Raw genomic sequence first — 15,810 nt, 5'->3', positions numbered from 1 at the left:
TCGTTCGGTCGTTCGGTCGTTCGGCCGTGCCGCACGCGACTCTAGAAGATCACCGGACCGTCCGCCGGGTGATCACGTCGCACGGAGCGACGGGGCGACGAGGCGGCGGGGCGGCGGGGCGGCGGGGCGGCGGGCTTGACCCTGACGCGCGGGGCAGGGGTTAGCGTCCCCGCACCGCGCGGCCGCACGGAGCACCGCCGCTCACACGTCCTCGCACCCGCACGTCCCGCCTCCTCACACCTTGGAGTCCGCTCATGCCGTCCTTGCCCAGCACCGTCCGCGAGGTCCGGTTCGTCGCCGCGCCCGACGGCCTGCCCACGCCCGACAGCTTCGCCCTGACCGAGGCCCCGCTGCCCTCCCCGGCCCCGGACCAGGTCCTCGTCCGCAACCGGGCCTTCGTGGTGTTCCCCGCCCTGCGCACCCTGATCGGCGGCGGGCTGGCCGACGCGCCCCTCACGATCCGGCCGGGCGACGCGCTGCTCGGGCCCGCGCTCGGCGAGGTGCTGGCCGCGCCGGCCGACGGGCCGCTGCGCCCCGGCGACCTCGTCACCCATCTGCTCGGCTGGCGCGACCACGCGGTCGCCGGGGCCGCCGCGTTCACCCGGGTGGACGACGGGTTCCCCGAACCGCTCACCCTGCTCTCCCCCGGCCTCGTGGGCTACGGCGCGCTGACCCGCGCGACGGCGGTACGGCCGGGGGACGTCGTCCTGGTCACCGGCGCGGCGGGGGCGGTCGGCACGGTGTCCGGGCAGGTGGCCCGGTTGCTCGGGGCGGCCCGGGTGATCGGCACCACCGGCTCGGCCGCCAAGGCGAAGCGGCTGACCGAGGAGTTCGGCTACGACGCCGTGCTGGTGCGCGGGGCGGGCCCGATCGCCGACCAGCTCGCCTCGGCCGCCCCGGACGGCATCGACGTGCTGCTGGACATGGTCGGCGGCGAGCAGCTGACGGCGGCCGTCGACGCCGCCCGCACGGACGCGCGGTTCGCGCTGATCGGGGCGCTCGCCGGGCAGATGGACCCGGCCCGCACCGGCGCCGACGCGCCGACCGTGGTGGACAGCTTCCGGCTGCTCGTCCGCAACGTCACCGTGCACGGCGTGAGCGGGCAGCGGTACGCGGAGCTCGAACCGGAGTGGCGCGAGCGCCTGGCCGGATGGCTGCGCACCGGCGCACTGACCGTCCCCCTGACCGTCCTCCCGGGCATCGAGCAGGCTCCCGGGGCGTTGTCACGGCTGATCGACGGGGACGTCTTCGGCACCACGGTCGTCGAACTGTAGACCGCCCGGACGGTCCGACGACCGGACGCCGGACGACCGGAGGAGCCGGAGCGCCGGTGGGCGGGGTGGCGAGCCGGCGGGACGCTCGGGGAGGGGCGGATGACAGGACGGATGAGGATCGGCGACGCGGCGGCCGCCGCCGGCACCACACCGCGGGCGCTGCGCTTCTACGAACAGCGGGGCCTGCTGCCGCCGCCCGCCCGCACGGTGGCCGGCCAGCGCGAGTACGGGCCGGAGACGGTCAGCCGGGTGCGGGTGATCCGGGCGTTGCTGGCGCTCGGGCTGACCGTCGACGACCTCGCCAGCCGGGTGCACCGGCTGGACATGCTCGCCGAGGACCCGCCGCGCAGCTGCGCGTCCACCGGCGAGTTCGGGCCGGACACCTTCGCCCCGGTGATCGAGCAGCGCCTCGCCGCCCTGGACGCGGAGATCGACCGGCTGACCCGGCTGCGCGAGAGCCTGGCCCGCCACACCGGGGTCGCCACGCCGTAGCCGGAGGCCGTCGGACGTGGGGCAACTTCCAGAGAGTTCTCTGCAGAGATCCCTATGCAGAGAACTCTCTGCACCCTACGATGCGAGGCATGCCCACTGACGAACCGTCCGAAGAACCCACCGCCGGAGCGCCGCTCGCGGAACCCCTCGCACCCGAGCGGCCCGAGCGGCCCGAGCGGCCCGCGCGCCGGATCGACGCGCGCAGCCTGCGCGGGCTCGCCCACCCGCTGCGGATGAAGATCTTCGAACTGCTGAACCTCGACGGCCCGGCGACCGCCACCCGGCTGGCCGAACGGCTCGGCGAGAACACCGGCACCGTCAGCTGGCACCTTCGCCACCTCGCCGAACACGGGTTCATCGAGGAGGAGACCGGCCGCGGCACCAAGCGGGAACGCTGGTGGCGGCGCGTCCCCGTCCCCAACCGGCTGGAGACCACCGACTTCCGGGACGACCCGGACACCCGCGGCGCGGTCTCGGTCTATCTCCACGAGCTCCTCGCGCAGTACTTCGACCGGATCAACACCTACCTCGCCGAGGACTGGCCGGACGAGTGGCGCAACGCCGGCACCATCTCGGACTGGAGCCGGATGTGGCTGACACCGGACCAGCTCGCGGCGCTCAACGACGAGCTGTTCGCCGTCATCCGGCGCCACCTTCCGGACGAGAACACCGAGCCGGACCCGGCGGCGCTGCCGGTCGTCGTCCAACTCCAGTCCTTCCCCCGGCGCCGCTACCCCGCCCGCCCCGCCGAGGCCGGGAACGCCGACGCCGGGAGCACCGGGGCCGGGAACGCCGACGCCGGGAACGCCGACGAGCAGCAGGGCAGCGCCGAATGAGCGCCGACGCCACCGGCCCCCGCAGCCTGCTGCGCCGCCACCGCGACTTCCGGCTGCTCTGGTGCGGCGAGACGGCCGGCAAGTTCGGCTCCTCCGTCACCGGCGTCGCCATGCCGCTGATCGCCGTCTCCGAACTGCACGCCTCCACCTTCGAGATCGGCCTGCTGAGCGCCGCCTCCTGGGCACCCTGGCTGATCATGGGCCTGCCGGTCGGCGTCTGGGTGGACCGCTTACGGCGCCGTCCGGTCATGCTGACGGCAGCCGGCGTCTCGCTCGCGCTGTTCGCCGCCGTCCCGGTCGCCGGGTGGGCGGGCCGGCTCAGCGTCGGACTGCTGCTGGCCGTCGCCCTGCTCACCGGCACCGCGGCCGTCTTCTTCCAGACCGCCTACACCGCCTACCTGCCCGACCTGCTCTCCCCCGCCGACCAGCCCGAGGGCAACGCCAAACTGCACGGCAGCGCCTCCGCCGCCCAGATCGCCGGCCTCGGCTCCGGCGGTCTGATCGCCCAACTCGCGGGCGCCGCCAACGGCATGTTCGCCAACGCCGCCACCTTCCTGGTCTCGCTGCTCTGCCTGGGCCGCATCCGGCACCGCGAGACGCCGCCCCGGCCGGCCGCCGACCGGTCGCTGCGCCGCGAGGTCGGCGAGGGGCTGCGGCTGCTCGCCGGGGACCCGTGGATGCGCACCTTCACCCTGTTCGGCGGGGCGTCCAACCTGGCACTGATGGGCTACCAGTCGATCCAGGTCGCCTTCCTGGTCCGCGAGGTCGGACTCGCGCCGGGCACCGTCGGCGCGCTGATCGCGACGGTCGGCAGCGGCGGCGTCCTCGGCGCCTTCGTGGCCCGCCGGGTCGCCGCGCGGATCGGCACGGCCCGCGCGATGATCCTCTTCGAGCTGGGCATTCCCTCACTCGCCCTGCTGATCCCGCTCACCGGCCCCGGCGCGGGCGTGCTCTGCTTCGCCGCGGGCGGGTTCGCGATCTCGGTGGGCGTGGTGGCCGGAAACATCATCAAGGCGGGTTTCCAGCAGCGCTACTGCCCGCCCGAGCTGCTCGGCCGCATCAGCGCGAGCGGGGCCGTCCTCAGCTTCGGCACCATCCCGCTCGGCGCCCTGCTGGCCGGTGTCCTGGGCACCGCGATCGGTCTGCGCCCGGCGCTGTGGATCACCACCGCCGGGGTGCCGCTGGCGGCACTCGTCCTGCTCCTCTCCCCCGTCGGCCGCACCCGCGACCTGCCCACCACGCCACGCTCCGCCGACTCCCCGGCCCCGGCCACCGAACCCGCCACCGCCTGACGGCCCGCCGGGCGGGGGGGCACGCCCGCAGGCGTCTCCAGGGCAGCCCCCGGCACCTGCCGCCGAGCCGCCGCCACCGCCCACGGCCCGGTCATCACCATGATGATCACCGGGCCACCGACGCCTCCGGGCCAAGCCGACGGCCACCGCAGGCGCGCTCGCACGCCGGGGCCCCGGGGGGTCCCGCAGCCCGAAGCCCTTCCCACAGCGACGCGGAACGGCAACCGCCCGACGTCCGTGGTGCCGACCGTGCCCTCCCGCCGGCCCGGCCGCCAGGCGGTCGGCGGCTCCGGGCCGGCGGGCGGGCGCCGTAGGGTGACGGCACCGCACAGGACACGCCGGGCGATCGGCTCTCCTCTCCGGAAGGCTGACCGCCGCCGCAGCGGTGCCACCGCGGGCCCGGCAGGTTGGCAGCACCGCACACGACACGCCCAGCGGCCGGCTCTCCCCGCCAACAGCGCTGCCCCGCCGGGCCTCCGCCACACCCGCAGCAGGACAGCCGCGCGCGCCGCGACCGGACGGGAACGGGCAGGCGCCGTAGGTTGACGGCATGGCACAGGACACGCCCGGCGGCCGGCTCTCCCCTCCGAAGTGGCTGACCGCCGGAATGCGGCCGCAGCCGGCGGCGGTGCCGTGGGCGGCCGTGGCCCGGGCCGCGGCGGGGCTGGCGGCGCCGCTGGCCGTGGGGCTGGCGGCGGGGCGGCCGGCGTACGGGGCGCTGGCGTCGATGGGGGCGCTGTCCGCCGTCATCGGGGACACCGCCGACGCCTACCGGATGCGGGTCTTCAACATCGCCGTCCCCCAGCTGTTCGGTGCCGCCGGCGTCGCCCTCGGCACGCTGGTGTTCGGGCGCGACTGGACGGCCGTCGCCGTCCTGACGCTGGTCGCGCTGGTCTCCGGGATGATCTCCTCGATCGGCTCGGTCGCCTCCGTCTCCGGTCTGCTGCTCCTGCTCAACGCCGTCGTCGGGGCCGGTCTGCCGATGCCGCACCCGTGGTGGAAGGCACCGCTGCTGCTGCTCGCCGGCGGGGCGGTGGTGCTGCTGCTCACCCTGTTCGCCTGGCCGCTGCGCGGCGGCGTGCCGGAGCGGGCGGCGGTGGCCGGCAGCTACCGGGAGGTCGCCGCGTTCGTCCGCGCCGCCGGCACCCCGGAGCACGACGAACGGCGGCTGGCCGTCACCCAGTCGCTCAACTCCTCCTACGACCTGCTGCTCGCCCACCGCACCCGCCGGCACGGCCGCTCCCCCGGGCTGGCCCGGCTGATCGCCCGGCTCAACGCGCTGATGCCGGTCGTCGAGGCGGCCTCCGCCGCCAAACTGCGTCCGGTGGCCAGGCTCGGCCCGCTGCCGGAGGCCTACCCGGCCGCCGTGCTGGCGCTCGCCGACGCCGTCGAACGCGGCCGCACCGCCCCGGCGCCCGGCGAGGACCCCGCCGCCTTCCTCGACCTGCCCGCGCCCACCGGACCGTCCGAACGCGCGCTGGACCAGGCCCTGCGGTACGCGGCCGCGGTCGGCGCCGAGCCCGGGCGCGCGGACGTCCCCGACCGGCTCGGCAGCCCCGCCGCCCCCGGCGAGCGGGCCCGGCGAGCGGCCCGGGCGGCGCTGCTCTCCGGCGCGTCCTGGCGTTACGGCCTGCGGCTGGCGCTCTGCATCGGCCTCGCCCAGGTGCTGGTCTCGGTGCTGCCGGTGCCCCGCTCCTACTGGGTCGCACTGACCGTCACCTTCGTCCTCAAACCGGACTTCGGCTCGGTGTTCTCGCGCGCCGTGCTGCGCGCCTTCGGCACGGCGCTCGGGCTGGTGATCGCCATCCCGGTGCTCGCCGAGGTCCCCCGGGGCTGGTGGGACGTGCCGACCGTCGCGGTACTGGCCACCCTGATCCCGGCGTTCTCGGCCAAGGGGTACGCGTTCCAGACGGCGGCCATCACCCCGGTCATCCTGCTGCTCTCCGACCTGCTCAACCACCAGGGCTTCGCACTGGTACTGCCCCGGCTGTACGACTCGCTGATCGGCTGCGGGATCGCGCTGCTGGCCGGCTACCTGTGCTGGCCGGAGTCCTGGCATACCCGGATCGGCGACCGGCTGGCCGACGCCGTCGCGGACGCCTCCGCGTACGTGGCACTGGCCTTCGCCGCCGCCCCCGGGCGCGATCAGCCGTCCCGGCCGCGGCGCCGGCGGCGGCTCTACCGGGACCTCTCGGCGGTCCGCTCCGAGTTCCAGCGCGCGCTGACCGAGCCGCCGCCGGTCGGCACCCGGGCAGCGGCGTGGTGGCCGCTGGTGATCGCGGTGGAGCGGGTGGTGGAGGCGACCACCGCGACGCGGGTCCGGGTCGAGCACGGGGTACCGGCGCCGCCGCCGCAGGAGGTCGCCGCCATCGCCGCCGACCTCGCCGCCCTGGCCGAGGCGCTGCGCACGGGCAGGCCGCTGCCGGCCCCGGCGGAGGGGCCCGCCGCCGCCCACGGCGCCGCGGACGACGTCCTCGGGCCGCTGCGGCGCGAGGTCCGCGCGGCCTGCGCCACCGCGTCCCCGGTCCTCGGCTGACGCCGCGCGACAGGCCGGCCGGTGCCGGGCACGCCCGGTGACGCGCTCAGCGCTCAGCGCTCAGCGGCACACTCGGCGCTCGGCGCCCGGCGGCGGCTCAGTCCTGGATCCGCCGCCAGGGCCGGTCCGCCTCCAGCGCGAACGCCAGCTCCAGGAGCAGCCGTTCCTCCCCGTGGGCGGCCGACAGGTGGACGCCCACCGGCAGCCCCTCGGGGCTCGCGCCGACCGGCAGGGCGATGCCGGGGCCGCCGGTGACGTTGTTGACCGGGGTGAAGGCGACGTAGCGGGTGAGCCGCTCCAGCAGTTCGCCGAAGGCGACGTTCGGGCTCAGGTGGCCGATCGGCGGCGCGACGTGCGCCAGCACCGGCGACAGAACCGCGTCGTACGTGCGGAACAGGCCCGCGTACGTCCGCTCGGAGGCGCGCAGCCGCCGCACCACGCCGGGCACCCGGGCGAACTCGCGGTGGAAGACCCGCCGCAGACCGGTGGTGAACCCGTCCAGCCGGGCCGCCCGGAAGCCGGGGTCGACGGTCAGCCGGCCGGTGGTGGCGATCAGGAAGGCGATGTAGCCCCAGTAGAGGATGAAGTCGCGGGAGAACTCCTCCCCGAACGGCAGCTGCGCCGGCGTCACGTCGTGGCCCAGGGCGGCCAGCCGGGCGGCCGTCTCCTCGACGGCCGCCCGGGTCGGCCCGTCGGTGGGCGCCGTCGGGGAGTCCACCACCAGCCCGATCCGCAGCCGGCGCCCGCCGGGGCCCTCGACCAGGCCGAGCGGGGGCAGGGCGGGGTTGCGGTAGTGGTGTTCGGCGGCGGCGAGGAACGCGGCGGTGTCGCGGACGGAGCGGGTCAGCACGCCGTCGGTGACCAGGTCGACCGGGAGCCGGCGGCCCTGGGCGTTGGGCACCATCCGGCCGCGGGTGGGCTTGAGGCCGACCAGCCCGCAGCAGGCGGCGGGGATCCGGATCGAGCCGCCGCCGTCGTTGGCGTGTGCCACGGGGACGACGCCGGAGGCCACCAGCGCGGCGGCGCCGCCGGAGGAGGCGCCCGGGGAGTGCGAGGTCAGCCACGGGTTGCGCACGGGCCGGGCGGTGGCGTACTCGGTGGAGGCGTTGAGGCCGAACTCCGGCAGCCGGGTCTTCCCGAGGACGGACAGGCCGGTGCCGAGGAACTGCTCGGCGAAGGCGGCGCTGCGGCGGGCCGGTCTGGCGCGGAACGCCGCACTGCCCTGGCCGGTGGGCATGCCGCGCAGGTCGGTGTTGTCCTTGAGGAAGCTCGGCACCCCGTACAGCGGCGCGTCCGGCCCGGCGCCGTGCGCGCCGTGCGCCCCGTCCAGGCCGGGCCCGCCGCCGTGCCCGCCGTGCCCGGCACCGCCACCGCCGCCGTGGCCGGCAAGCGCCCGCCCGTGCGCGGCGAAGGCGACCGGGGCGAGCGCCGCGTCCACGCGTTCGGCGCGGGCCACGGCCGCCGCCGCCAGCTCGGCGGGGCTCACCTCGCCGGCCCGCACCAGGGCGGCCAGCGCCACCGCGTCGTGCTCCCCCAGCGCGTCGTCCCCGTAGGCGTGCACCCGCTCGTCGGCCATCCGGACTCCCCATCCCTGCCAGTCGGTGACGGCATCCGGGCCCGGCTCGCCACCTACCCGTCGGTAATGCCGCGCGAGCTGAGCAGTCTAGGGCGGGCGCGGCCGTACCGAACAGCCCCGCGTGGCGCGGGCACGATCGGGCCGCACCGCCCGTTCGGTCCTGCGACGCTTCTGGGATCCCGACCGCCGGGCCCGACCCCCCGGCGGCCCGCGTCACCCCGTCACCACCGAAAGCTGGCCCGCATGATCGAGCTCGACTTCGACGGCACCGGATTCCGCCGCAACGGCGCGCCGCACCGGATCGTCTCCGGCGCGCTGCACTACTTCCGCGTCCACCCCGCGCTGTGGGACGACCGGCTGGCCCGCCTGCGGGCGCTGGGCGTCAACACGGTCGACACCTACATCCCCTGGAACTTCCACGAACTGCCGACCGGCGAGGTGGACTTCACCGGCTGGCGGGACGTCGCCGGGTTCGTCCGCCTCGCCGAGCGGCACGGCCTGGACGTCATCCTCCGCCCCGGTCCGTACATCTGCGCCGAGTGGGAGTTCGGCGGGCTGCCGGCGCGGCTGCTGGCCGTGGACGGGATCCGGCTGCGCAGCTCCGATCCCGCCTTCCTCGCCGCGGTGGACGGCTGGTTCGACGCCCTGGTGCCGCAGCTGCTGCCGCTGCTGGGCAGCCGGGGCGGTCCGGTGGTCGCCGTCCAGGTGGAGAACGAGTACGGCAGCTACGGCACCGACGCCGCCTACCTGACGCACCTGCGCGACGGCCTGGTCGCGCGCGGGGTGGACTGCCTGCTGTTCACCGCCGACGGCTCCGAGGACTTCATGCAGCAGGGCGGCGCGATCCCGGGCCTGCTGGCCACCGCCACCTTCGGCTCCCGCGCCCCCCGAGCGCTTCGAGGTGCTGCGCCGCCGGCAGCCCCGGGGGCCGCTGGCCGCGATGGAGTTCTGGATCGGCTGGTTCGACCGGGTCGGCGACCCGCACCACGTCCGGGACGCCAAGGAGACCGCCGCCTCACTCGACGAACTGCTCGCCACCGGCGCCTCGGTGAACCTCTACATGGCGCACGGCGGTACCAGCTTCGGCTTCTGGGCGGGCGCCAACCACTCCGGCACCGGCCCGGACACCGCCGGCTTCGAGCCGACCTCCACCAGCTACGACTACGACGCGCCGATCGGCGAGGCGGGCGAGCTGACCGAGAAGTTCCACACCCTGCGGACCGTCATCGGCAGGTACGTCCCGCTCGCTGACGTCGAACTCCCGCCCCTGCCGCCCCGGCTGACGCCGCGCCGGCTCGACCGCGCGAGCGGCCGGGCCCGCCTCCTGGACTCCCTCGACGCGCTCTCCACGCCCGTCCACCGCCCCGTCCCCGAGCCGATGGAACGCCTGGGCCAGTCGTTCGGCCTCATCCACTACCGCACCCACGTCCCCGGCCCGCGCCCCGAACTGCCCCTGCGCGTCGACGGCATCGGCGACCGCGCCCAGGTCTTCGCCGACGGCCGCCCGCTCGGCGTCCTCGACCGCAACCGCCCGGAGCAGACCCTCCCCCTGGCCACCGGCCCCGCCGGCGCCACCCTGGACATCCTCGTGGAGGCCCTCGGCCGCGCCAACTACGGCCCCCAGCTGGACGACCGCAAGGGCATCCGGCGCGGCGTCTCGCACGAACGCCAGCGCCTGCACACCTGGGAGATCCGCCCGCTGCCGCTCACCGACCTCGACGCGCTCGTCCTCCACGACACCCTCGACACCGCCGACGGCGACCCCGCCTTCCACCGCTTCGAGACCGACCTCGACGCCCCGGCCGACGCCTTCGTCGCCCTCCCCGGCTGGGGCCGCGGCCTGCTCTGGCTGAACGGCTTCCTGCTCGGCCGCTACACCGACGAGGGCCCGCAGCGCACCCTCTACGCCCCGGCCCCGCTCTGGCACGCCGGCCGCAACACCCTCCTCGTCCTCGAACTCACCCGCCACGGCGCCTCCCTGGAACTCCGCGACGAGCCCGACCTCGGCCCCACCACCCGCGCCCCCAGCGCCGACTACTGAGCCGCGCCGGGGGCCGGCCGTGCGGTTCACGGCCGGCCCCCGGGGGGCGCGGGTCACTCGACGGTGACGCTCTTGGCGAGGTTGCGGGGCTTGTCGACGTCGCGCTTGAGGGCGACGGCGGCGTGGTAGGCGAGCAGCTGGAGCGGGATGTTGAGGAGCAGCGGGTCGAGCTCGGGTTCGCTCTTGGGGACCAGCACGCAGTGGTCGGCGAGCCTGGGGTCGGGGCGGCGGTGGGCGACGGCGAGGACGCGGCCGGAGCGGGCCTTGATCTCGCCGAGGGTGGTGAGGTTCTTGTCGAGCAGCTCGTCGTCCGGGACGAGGGCGACGGTGGGCAGTTCGGGGCTGATCAGGGCCAGCGGGCCGTGCTTCAGCTCGCTCGCCGGATAGGCCTCGGCGTGCACGTAGGAGATCTCCTTGAGCTTCTGCGCGCCCTCGCGGGCGACGGGGTAGCCGCGCACCCGGCCGATGAACATCATGCCGGCGGCGTCGGCGTACTCGGCGGCCAGGGCGGCGATCTCGTCGCTCTGGGCGAGGATCTCGCGGATCTGGCCGGGCAGGGCCTTGAGGGCGGAGACGATCCGGCGGCCGTCGGCGGGCGAGAGGTCGTGGATCCGGCCGAAGTGCAGGGCGATCAGGGCGAAGGCGACGACGGTGGAGGTGAACGCCTTGGTGGAGGCGACCGAGATCTCCGGGCCGGCGTGCAGGTAGATGCCGCCGTCGCACTCGCGGGCGATGGCACTGCCGACGGTGTTGACGACGCCGAGGACGCGGCCGCCCTTGCGCTTGACCTCCTGGACGGCGGCCAGGGTGTCGTAGGTCTCGCCGGACTGGCTGACCGCCACGTAGAGGGTGTCGGCCTCGATGACCGGGTTGCGGTAGCGGAACTCCGAGGCGGGCTCGCTGTGCGCGGGGATCCGGGCGAGCTCCTCGATGAGCTGGGCGCCCATCTCGCCGGCGTAGTAGGCGGAGCCGCAGCCGAGGATCTTGACCCGGCGGATCTCGCGCAGTTCGCGGGCGTCCAGGTTGAGGCCGCCGAGGTGGGCGGTGGCGAAGCGCTCGTCGAGGCGGCCGCCGAGGGTGCGCTCGACGGAGCCGGGCTGCTCGTGGATCTCCTTGAGCAGGAAGTGCTCGTAGCCGCCGGTGTCGTAGGAGTCGATGTCCCAGTCGACGGTGGACGGCTGGCGGTGGGTGGTGCGGGCGTCCTCGGTGAAGGTGCGGAAGCCGTCGGCGCGCACGGTGGCCAGCTCGCCGTCCTCCAGGTGGACGACCTGGCGGGTGTAGCGGACGAGGGCGGAGACGTCGGAGGCGACGAACATCTCCTTCTCGCCGAGGCCGAGCACGATCGGGCTGCCGTTGCGGGCGACCACGATGCGGTCGGGCTGCCCGGCGTCGAGGACGGCGATGCCGTAGGTGCCGACGACCTTGCCGAGGGCGGCGCGCACGGCGTCCTCCAGCTCGCCGCCCTCGGCGGCGTGGGCGGCGACGAGGTGGGCGAGCACCTCGGTGTCGGTCTCGGAGCGGAACACGGCGCCGTCGGCGGCGAGCCGGACGCGCAGCTCGTCGGCGTTCTCGATGATGCCGTTGTGGACGACGGCGATCCGCCCGTCGTTGTCCAGGTGCGGGTGGGCGTTGGCGTCGCTGGGGACGCCGTGGGTGGCCCAGCGGGTGTGGCCGATGCCGGTGGTGCCCTTGAAGCGGGCGGGGACGTCGGCGGCGAGGTCGGCCACCCGGCCCTTGACCTTGCGGACCTTGAGGCCGCCGGTGCGCCCGGCGACGGCGACGCCGGCCGAGTCGTAGCCGCGGTACTCCAGCCGGGCGAGGCCCTCCAGCAGGAAGGGGGTCGCGTCCTTGGGGCCGATGTAGGCCACGATTCCGCACATGGTGGGCTCCTTGGTTCCGTGCGTACGGGGGCGGCCGGGCGGCCCGTGCCGACAAGACCTGAACGCGGCGGGGAGGGACGGCCGGCGGGGAGGGACGGCGGGGAGGGGCCGCCGGTCAGCCGTAGACGATCCGGCGCAGCTGGCGGGCCGAGAGCCCGGGCGCGGCGACCCGGCGGGCCGGGAGTTCCTCGGCGAGCCGGGCGAAGATCCGTTCGTTGGTCAGGCCGCGTGCCTGCAGTTCGCCGTGGCGGCGCCGGACGTACTCCTCGGTGGTCTCGGAGAAGTACGCCAGCACCTCCGCCACCACCCGCGCCGCCTCCCGGGGCCCGAGCGGGCTGGTCCGGGTGAGGTGGGCGAGCAGGTCGTCGTGAGGGTGCGAAGGACCGGGCGAGCTGGACACGAGTGGGGAGCCTAGGCGCCTCCGTGGCAGAAGATCAAAGATCCTGCCCGATTTCGGGCAGGATTCCGCTGTGTTCGAAGCATGAACGGGGGTCTTGTAGCCGCACGGGTGACCACGTAGCGTGATGACTTGCTCACACACCGGGGGCCGGGGGAGGACGGGAGCGTCGGAAGAGTGTCGGAAGAACCGGAGGCTTGCTGATGTGCGGGATCACCGGATGGGTCGCCTACGACCGCGACCTGACCCTCGAACGAGCGGTGCTCGACGCCATGACGGCGACCCAGCTCTGCCGCGGTCCGGACGCCGGGGGCGTCCACCTGGAGCGGCACGCCGCACTGGGCCACCGGCGCCTCGCCGTGATCGACCCGCAGGGCGGCGTCCAGCCGATGACGGCCGAGCACGACGGCCGGCTGCTGGCCGCGCTCAGCTACAGCGGGGAGGTGTACAACCACCGCGAACTGCGCGCCGAGCTGGAGGCCGCCGGGCACCGCTTCCGCACCCGCAGCGACACCGAGGTGGTGCTGCGCGCCTACCTGGAGTGGGGCGAACACCTGGCCGAACGGCTCAACGGCATGTTCGCCTTCGCCGTCTGGGACGCCCGCGCCGAGGAACTGCTGCTGGTCCGCGACCGGATGGGCGTCAAACCGCTGCACTACCACCCGACACCGGACGGCGTGGTCTTCGGCTCCGAACCGAAGGCGCTGCTCGCCCACCCCGCGGTGCGCCCGGTGGTCGACCTCGACGGGCTGCGCGAACTGCTCGCACTGACCCGCACCCCGGGACTCACCCCGTACCGGGGCATCGCCGAGGTCCGGCCGGGCCACGTGGTGCGGGTGCGGCGCCAGGGCCTGACCGCACGGCGCTACTGGGCGCTGGAGGCCCGCGAGCACACCCAGGACCTCCCCACCACGATCGGCACCGTCCGCGCCCTGCTGGAGGACATCGTCCACCGCCAGCTGGAGTCCGACGTGCCGCTCTGCTCGCTGCTCTCCGGCGGCCTCGACTCCAGCGCGGTCACCGCCCTGGCCGCCCGGACGCTGCGCGCCGCCGGCGCCGGCCCGGTGCGCTCCTTCGCGGTCGACTTCACCGGCCAGTCCGAACACTTCGCCCCGGACGCCGTCCGCACCACGCCGGACGGCCCGTACGCGCGGATGCTCGCCCGGCACGTGGGCGCCGACCACCAGGTGATCGAACTGGACAGCGCCGCCGTCGGCGACCCGGCGCAGCGGCTCGCCACCCTGCGCGCCCGGGACCTGCCGGGCGGTGTCGGCGACATGGACTCCTCGCTGCTGCTGTTCTTCCGCGGGGTGCGCGAGCGCTCCACGGTGGCGCTGTCCGGCGAGTCCGCGGACGAGCTGTTCGGCGGCTACCGGTGGTTCCACGACCCGCAGACCGTCCGCACCGAGGACTTCCCGTGGGCGGCGGTGCTGAGCAGCCTCGGCGGCAGCGGCAGCGGACCGCGCGAACAGCTGCTCGACCGGGAGCTGCTCGGCAAGCTCGACCTGCCCGGCTACCGGCAGGCCCGCTACCGGGAGGCGCTCGCCGAGGTCCCGCACCTGCCGCACGCCGACCCGTTCGAACGGCGGATGCGGGAGGTGTCGTACCTCAACCTGACCCGTTTCGTGCGCATCCTGCTGGACCGCAAGGACCGGATGAGCATGGCCACCGGGCTGGAGGTGCGGGTGCCGTTCTGCGACCACCGGCTGGTGCAGTACGTCTTCAACACGCCGTGGGCGATGAAGCACTTCGACGGCCGGGAGAAGAGCCTGCTGCGCGCCGCCGTGCGGGACGTGCTGCCCGCCGAGATCGCCGACCGGATGAAGAGCCCGTACCCGGTCGTCCAGGACCCCCGCTATCCGCAGCTGCTGCGCGGCGAGCTCGCCGCACTGGCCGCCGACCCCCGCTCCCCCGGCCTCGCCCTGCTGGACCGGCGGGCGCTGTCCGACGCGCTCGCCCCGGACACCGACCCGCAGACCGTCCGGCTGGCGACCGATCTGGCCCTGGACCTGGACGCGTGGCTGACGGAGTACCAGGTCCGCCTGGAGCTGTGAGCGCCCCGCCCCCGGGCGGCGCTCCGCCCCGCGCCGCCCGGCCCCGTGCCCGGCCCCCGCGCCCGGGACCGGCACCGTCCGTGACCAGCGACCGGCCCGCCTCGTTGACCGGGCGGGACGTGCGGTAGCGTCGCCGACACCTCCCGAATGGCGGTCGATAACACGGAATCCGAAGCCCGTGCCGTCAGGATGGGGAGAGTCCCGTCCGTCTCGATCCGCCGGGGGATCTCCGTCATGCAACCGCGAGCCTTCGCGATCCTCACCGCCCTGCTGCTCGGGGTGCTCGGCCTGGGGTCGGTGGCCGTCACCGACTGGACGCCCGAGCCGGTCACCGCCGCGGTGGCCGGACCCGCCTCCCCCGGGGCCGCCGGCGCCGGCGCGGGCGGCCCCGGCACCGGACAGCCGGCCGCGAGCGCCACCGCGACCGGGGACCCGGCGGTGTGGACCCGCTCGACGCTGCGCAACAAGCTGATGGCCGAGATGGAGGCCACCGACCCCGGCGTCGCGCTGGCCGACCTCGACAGGATCACCAAGCAGCTGCCGTACACCGTCCGGTTCTGCCACCCGATCGCCCACGAGCTCGGGCACGCGGCGGTCACCCGCTTCCAGGCCGACTTCCAGAAGGTCATCTCCTTCCCGCACGAGACCTGCGCGGCCGGCTACCTGCACGGCGCCGTCGAGGAGATGCTCAACGCCTCCACCCAGCCCGAGACCGACCTGGTCAAGCTCTGCGCGCCCAAGAACAGCGGCCCCTGCATCCACGGCGTCGGCCACGGCACGATGTTCGTCGCCAAGCAGGACGTCGCCAAGGCCCGCGAGCTGTGCAACAGGTTCACCTCCGACCAGAACCGGATCCGCTGCTCCGAGGGCCTGTTCATGCAGCTCTTCGGCCCGGACGAGGAGGACGAGACGGCCAAGGCCAACCTCCCCGCCGACAAGCTCGCCCAGGACCCGCTCTACCCGTGCAAGGACCAGCCGGCGCTGTTCCAGTCCGCCTGCTTCTTCTACGCGCCGACCTTCTACCTCTCCTCGCACGACTACCCGAACCACCCCGAGGTGTACGCCGAGGCCCTGAAGTGGTGCCTGAACGGCAAGGCCTCCGGCGGGGCGGTGGACTGCAGCCGGGGCGTGGGCTCGCGCACCATGAAGTACAACCTGGACCGCGAGGACTGGGCCGCCCAGCAGTGCGCGACCGCCGCCGACGGCTGGCAGCGCAAGGCCTGTGCCGAGGGCCTGGTCAGCTACTACACGGTGAACTACACCGACGCGGGGGCCGCCGGGCGGCTCTGCGCCAAGTTCACCGACAAGGAGATGCAGGGCTACTGCCGCTCGGCGGGCGGGCTCTCCACCTCGCTGGACTGACACCGGCCGTCCCGGCTGCCGGGCCCGCGCCGCACGGCGCGGGCCCGTTTCCGTAGGATCGCGGGATCCG

At 75.2% G+C, this 15,810-nt stretch carries 11 protein-coding genes and 1 pseudogene; 9 read left to right on the top strand and 3 right to left on the bottom strand.

The window, feature by feature from the left end; genetic code table 11:
* The first annotated feature begins 254 nt into the window (after positions 1-254).
* From ACF1AK_RS09295 to ACF1AK_RS09275, 5 genes are all read left to right on the top strand, one after another.
* Positions 255-1,274, top strand: a complete 1,020-nt coding sequence (locus ACF1AK_RS09295) for an MDR family NADP-dependent oxidoreductase (protein WP_391498138.1) — start codon at positions 255-257, stop codon at positions 1,272-1,274.
* A 111-nt stretch (positions 1,275-1,385) separates the two neighbouring features.
* Positions 1,386-1,766, top strand: a complete 381-nt coding sequence (locus ACF1AK_RS09290) for a MerR family transcriptional regulator (protein WP_391498607.1) — start codon at positions 1,386-1,388, stop codon at positions 1,764-1,766.
* 89 nt (positions 1,767-1,855) lie between these two features.
* Positions 1,856-2,602, top strand: a complete 747-nt coding sequence (locus ACF1AK_RS09285; RefSeq protein WP_391498137.1) for an ArsR/SmtB family transcription factor — start codon at positions 1,856-1,858, stop codon at positions 2,600-2,602.
* Complete coding sequence (locus tag ACF1AK_RS09280) at positions 2,599-3,894, top strand: MFS transporter (protein ID WP_391498136.1); 1,296 nt, start codon at positions 2,599-2,601, stop codon at positions 3,892-3,894. Before ACF1AK_RS09285 ends, ACF1AK_RS09280 begins: the two co-directional genes overlap by 4 nt.
* Positions 3,895-4,444: 550 nt before the next feature.
* Positions 4,445-6,430 carry an FUSC family protein gene (locus tag ACF1AK_RS09275; RefSeq protein WP_391498135.1) on the top strand — a complete coding sequence of 662 codons (1,986 nt, stop codon included), beginning with the start codon at positions 4,445-4,447 and terminating at the stop codon, positions 6,428-6,430.
* A 97-nt stretch (positions 6,431-6,527) separates the two neighbouring features.
* On the opposite strand, the gene ACF1AK_RS09270 is transcribed toward ACF1AK_RS09275, so the two are convergent.
* Entirely contained in the window at positions 6,528-8,006 is a 1,479-nt protein-coding gene (locus ACF1AK_RS09270) for an amidase (protein WP_391498134.1), read from the bottom strand.
* 66 nt (positions 8,007-8,072) lie between these two features.
* On the opposite strand from ACF1AK_RS09270, the pseudogene ACF1AK_RS09265 reads away from it, so the two are divergent.
* Both ACF1AK_RS09265 and ACF1AK_RS09260 read left to right on the top strand, forming a co-directional pair.
* Positions 8,073-9,180, top strand: a pseudogene (locus ACF1AK_RS09265) (beta-galactosidase family protein); the annotation flags it as partial.
* 204 nt (positions 9,181-9,384) lie between these two features.
* A complete protein-coding gene (locus ACF1AK_RS09260) occupies positions 9,385-10,047 on the top strand; it encodes a hypothetical protein (protein ID WP_391498606.1) in 663 nt (220 codons plus the stop codon).
* A 53-nt stretch (positions 10,048-10,100) separates the two neighbouring features.
* Here the strand turns inward: ACF1AK_RS09260 and glmS are convergent, their stop codons facing one another.
* Entirely contained in the window at positions 10,101-11,927 is a 1,827-nt protein-coding gene (gene glmS / locus ACF1AK_RS09255) for a glutamine--fructose-6-phosphate transaminase (isomerizing) (protein ID WP_391498133.1), read from the bottom strand.
* A gap of 115 nt (positions 11,928-12,042) precedes the next feature.
* Positions 12,043-12,327: a hypothetical protein gene (locus ACF1AK_RS09250; RefSeq protein ID WP_350561504.1), complete on the bottom strand. Its 285-nt coding sequence runs from the start codon at positions 12,325-12,327 to the stop codon at positions 12,043-12,045.
* Positions 12,328-12,527: 200 nt separating this feature from the next.
* Between ACF1AK_RS09250 and asnB the strand changes: the two genes are divergently transcribed.
* Both asnB and ACF1AK_RS09240 read left to right on the top strand, forming a co-directional pair.
* Positions 12,528-14,378 (top strand): asparagine synthase (glutamine-hydrolyzing), encoded by a 1,851-nt coding sequence (asnB, locus tag ACF1AK_RS09245; protein ID WP_391498132.1) that lies wholly within the window; start codon positions 12,528-12,530, stop codon positions 14,376-14,378.
* A 234-nt stretch (positions 14,379-14,612) separates the two neighbouring features.
* Entirely contained in the window at positions 14,613-15,740 is a 1,128-nt protein-coding gene (locus tag ACF1AK_RS09240) for a hypothetical protein (RefSeq protein WP_391498131.1), read from the top strand.
* Positions 15,741-15,810: the final 70 nt, after the last annotated feature.

Origin of the sequence: Kitasatospora sp. NPDC015120 (assembly GCF_043080305.1) — a bacterium.
GTDB lineage: Bacteria > Actinomycetota > Actinomycetes > Streptomycetales > Streptomycetaceae > Kitasatospora.
This window is presented reverse-complemented; position numbering and strand designations above follow the sequence as displayed.

What these genes read in the sequence shown, in the direction of transcription:
- ACF1AK_RS09295 (WP_391498138.1), top strand. Translation starts at nt 255, where the DNA reads ATGCCGTCCTTGCCCAGCACCGTCCGCGAGGTCCGGTTCGTCGCCGCG.
- ACF1AK_RS09290 (WP_391498607.1), top strand. Translation starts at nt 1,386, where the DNA reads ATGAGGATCGGCGACGCGGCGGCCGCCGCCGGCACCACACCGCGGGCG.
- ACF1AK_RS09285 (WP_391498137.1), top strand. Translation starts at nt 1,856, where the DNA reads ATGCCCACTGACGAACCGTCCGAAGAACCCACCGCCGGAGCGCCGCTC.
- ACF1AK_RS09280 (WP_391498136.1), top strand. Translation starts at nt 2,599, where the DNA reads ATGAGCGCCGACGCCACCGGCCCCCGCAGCCTGCTGCGCCGCCACCGC.
- ACF1AK_RS09275 (WP_391498135.1), top strand. Translation starts at nt 4,445, where the DNA reads ATGGCACAGGACACGCCCGGCGGCCGGCTCTCCCCTCCGAAGTGGCTG.
- ACF1AK_RS09270 (WP_391498134.1), bottom strand. Translation starts at nt 8,006, where the DNA reads ATGGCCGACGAGCGGGTGCACGCCTACGGGGACGACGCGCTGGGGGAG.
- ACF1AK_RS09260 (WP_391498606.1), top strand. Translation starts at nt 9,385, where the DNA reads ATGGAACGCCTGGGCCAGTCGTTCGGCCTCATCCACTACCGCACCCAC.
- glmS (WP_391498133.1), bottom strand. Translation starts at nt 11,927, where the DNA reads ATGTGCGGAATCGTGGCCTACATCGGCCCCAAGGACGCGACCCCCTTC.
- asnB (WP_391498132.1), top strand. Translation starts at nt 12,528, where the DNA reads ATGTGCGGGATCACCGGATGGGTCGCCTACGACCGCGACCTGACCCTC.
- ACF1AK_RS09240 (WP_391498131.1), top strand. Translation starts at nt 14,613, where the DNA reads ATGCAACCGCGAGCCTTCGCGATCCTCACCGCCCTGCTGCTCGGGGTG.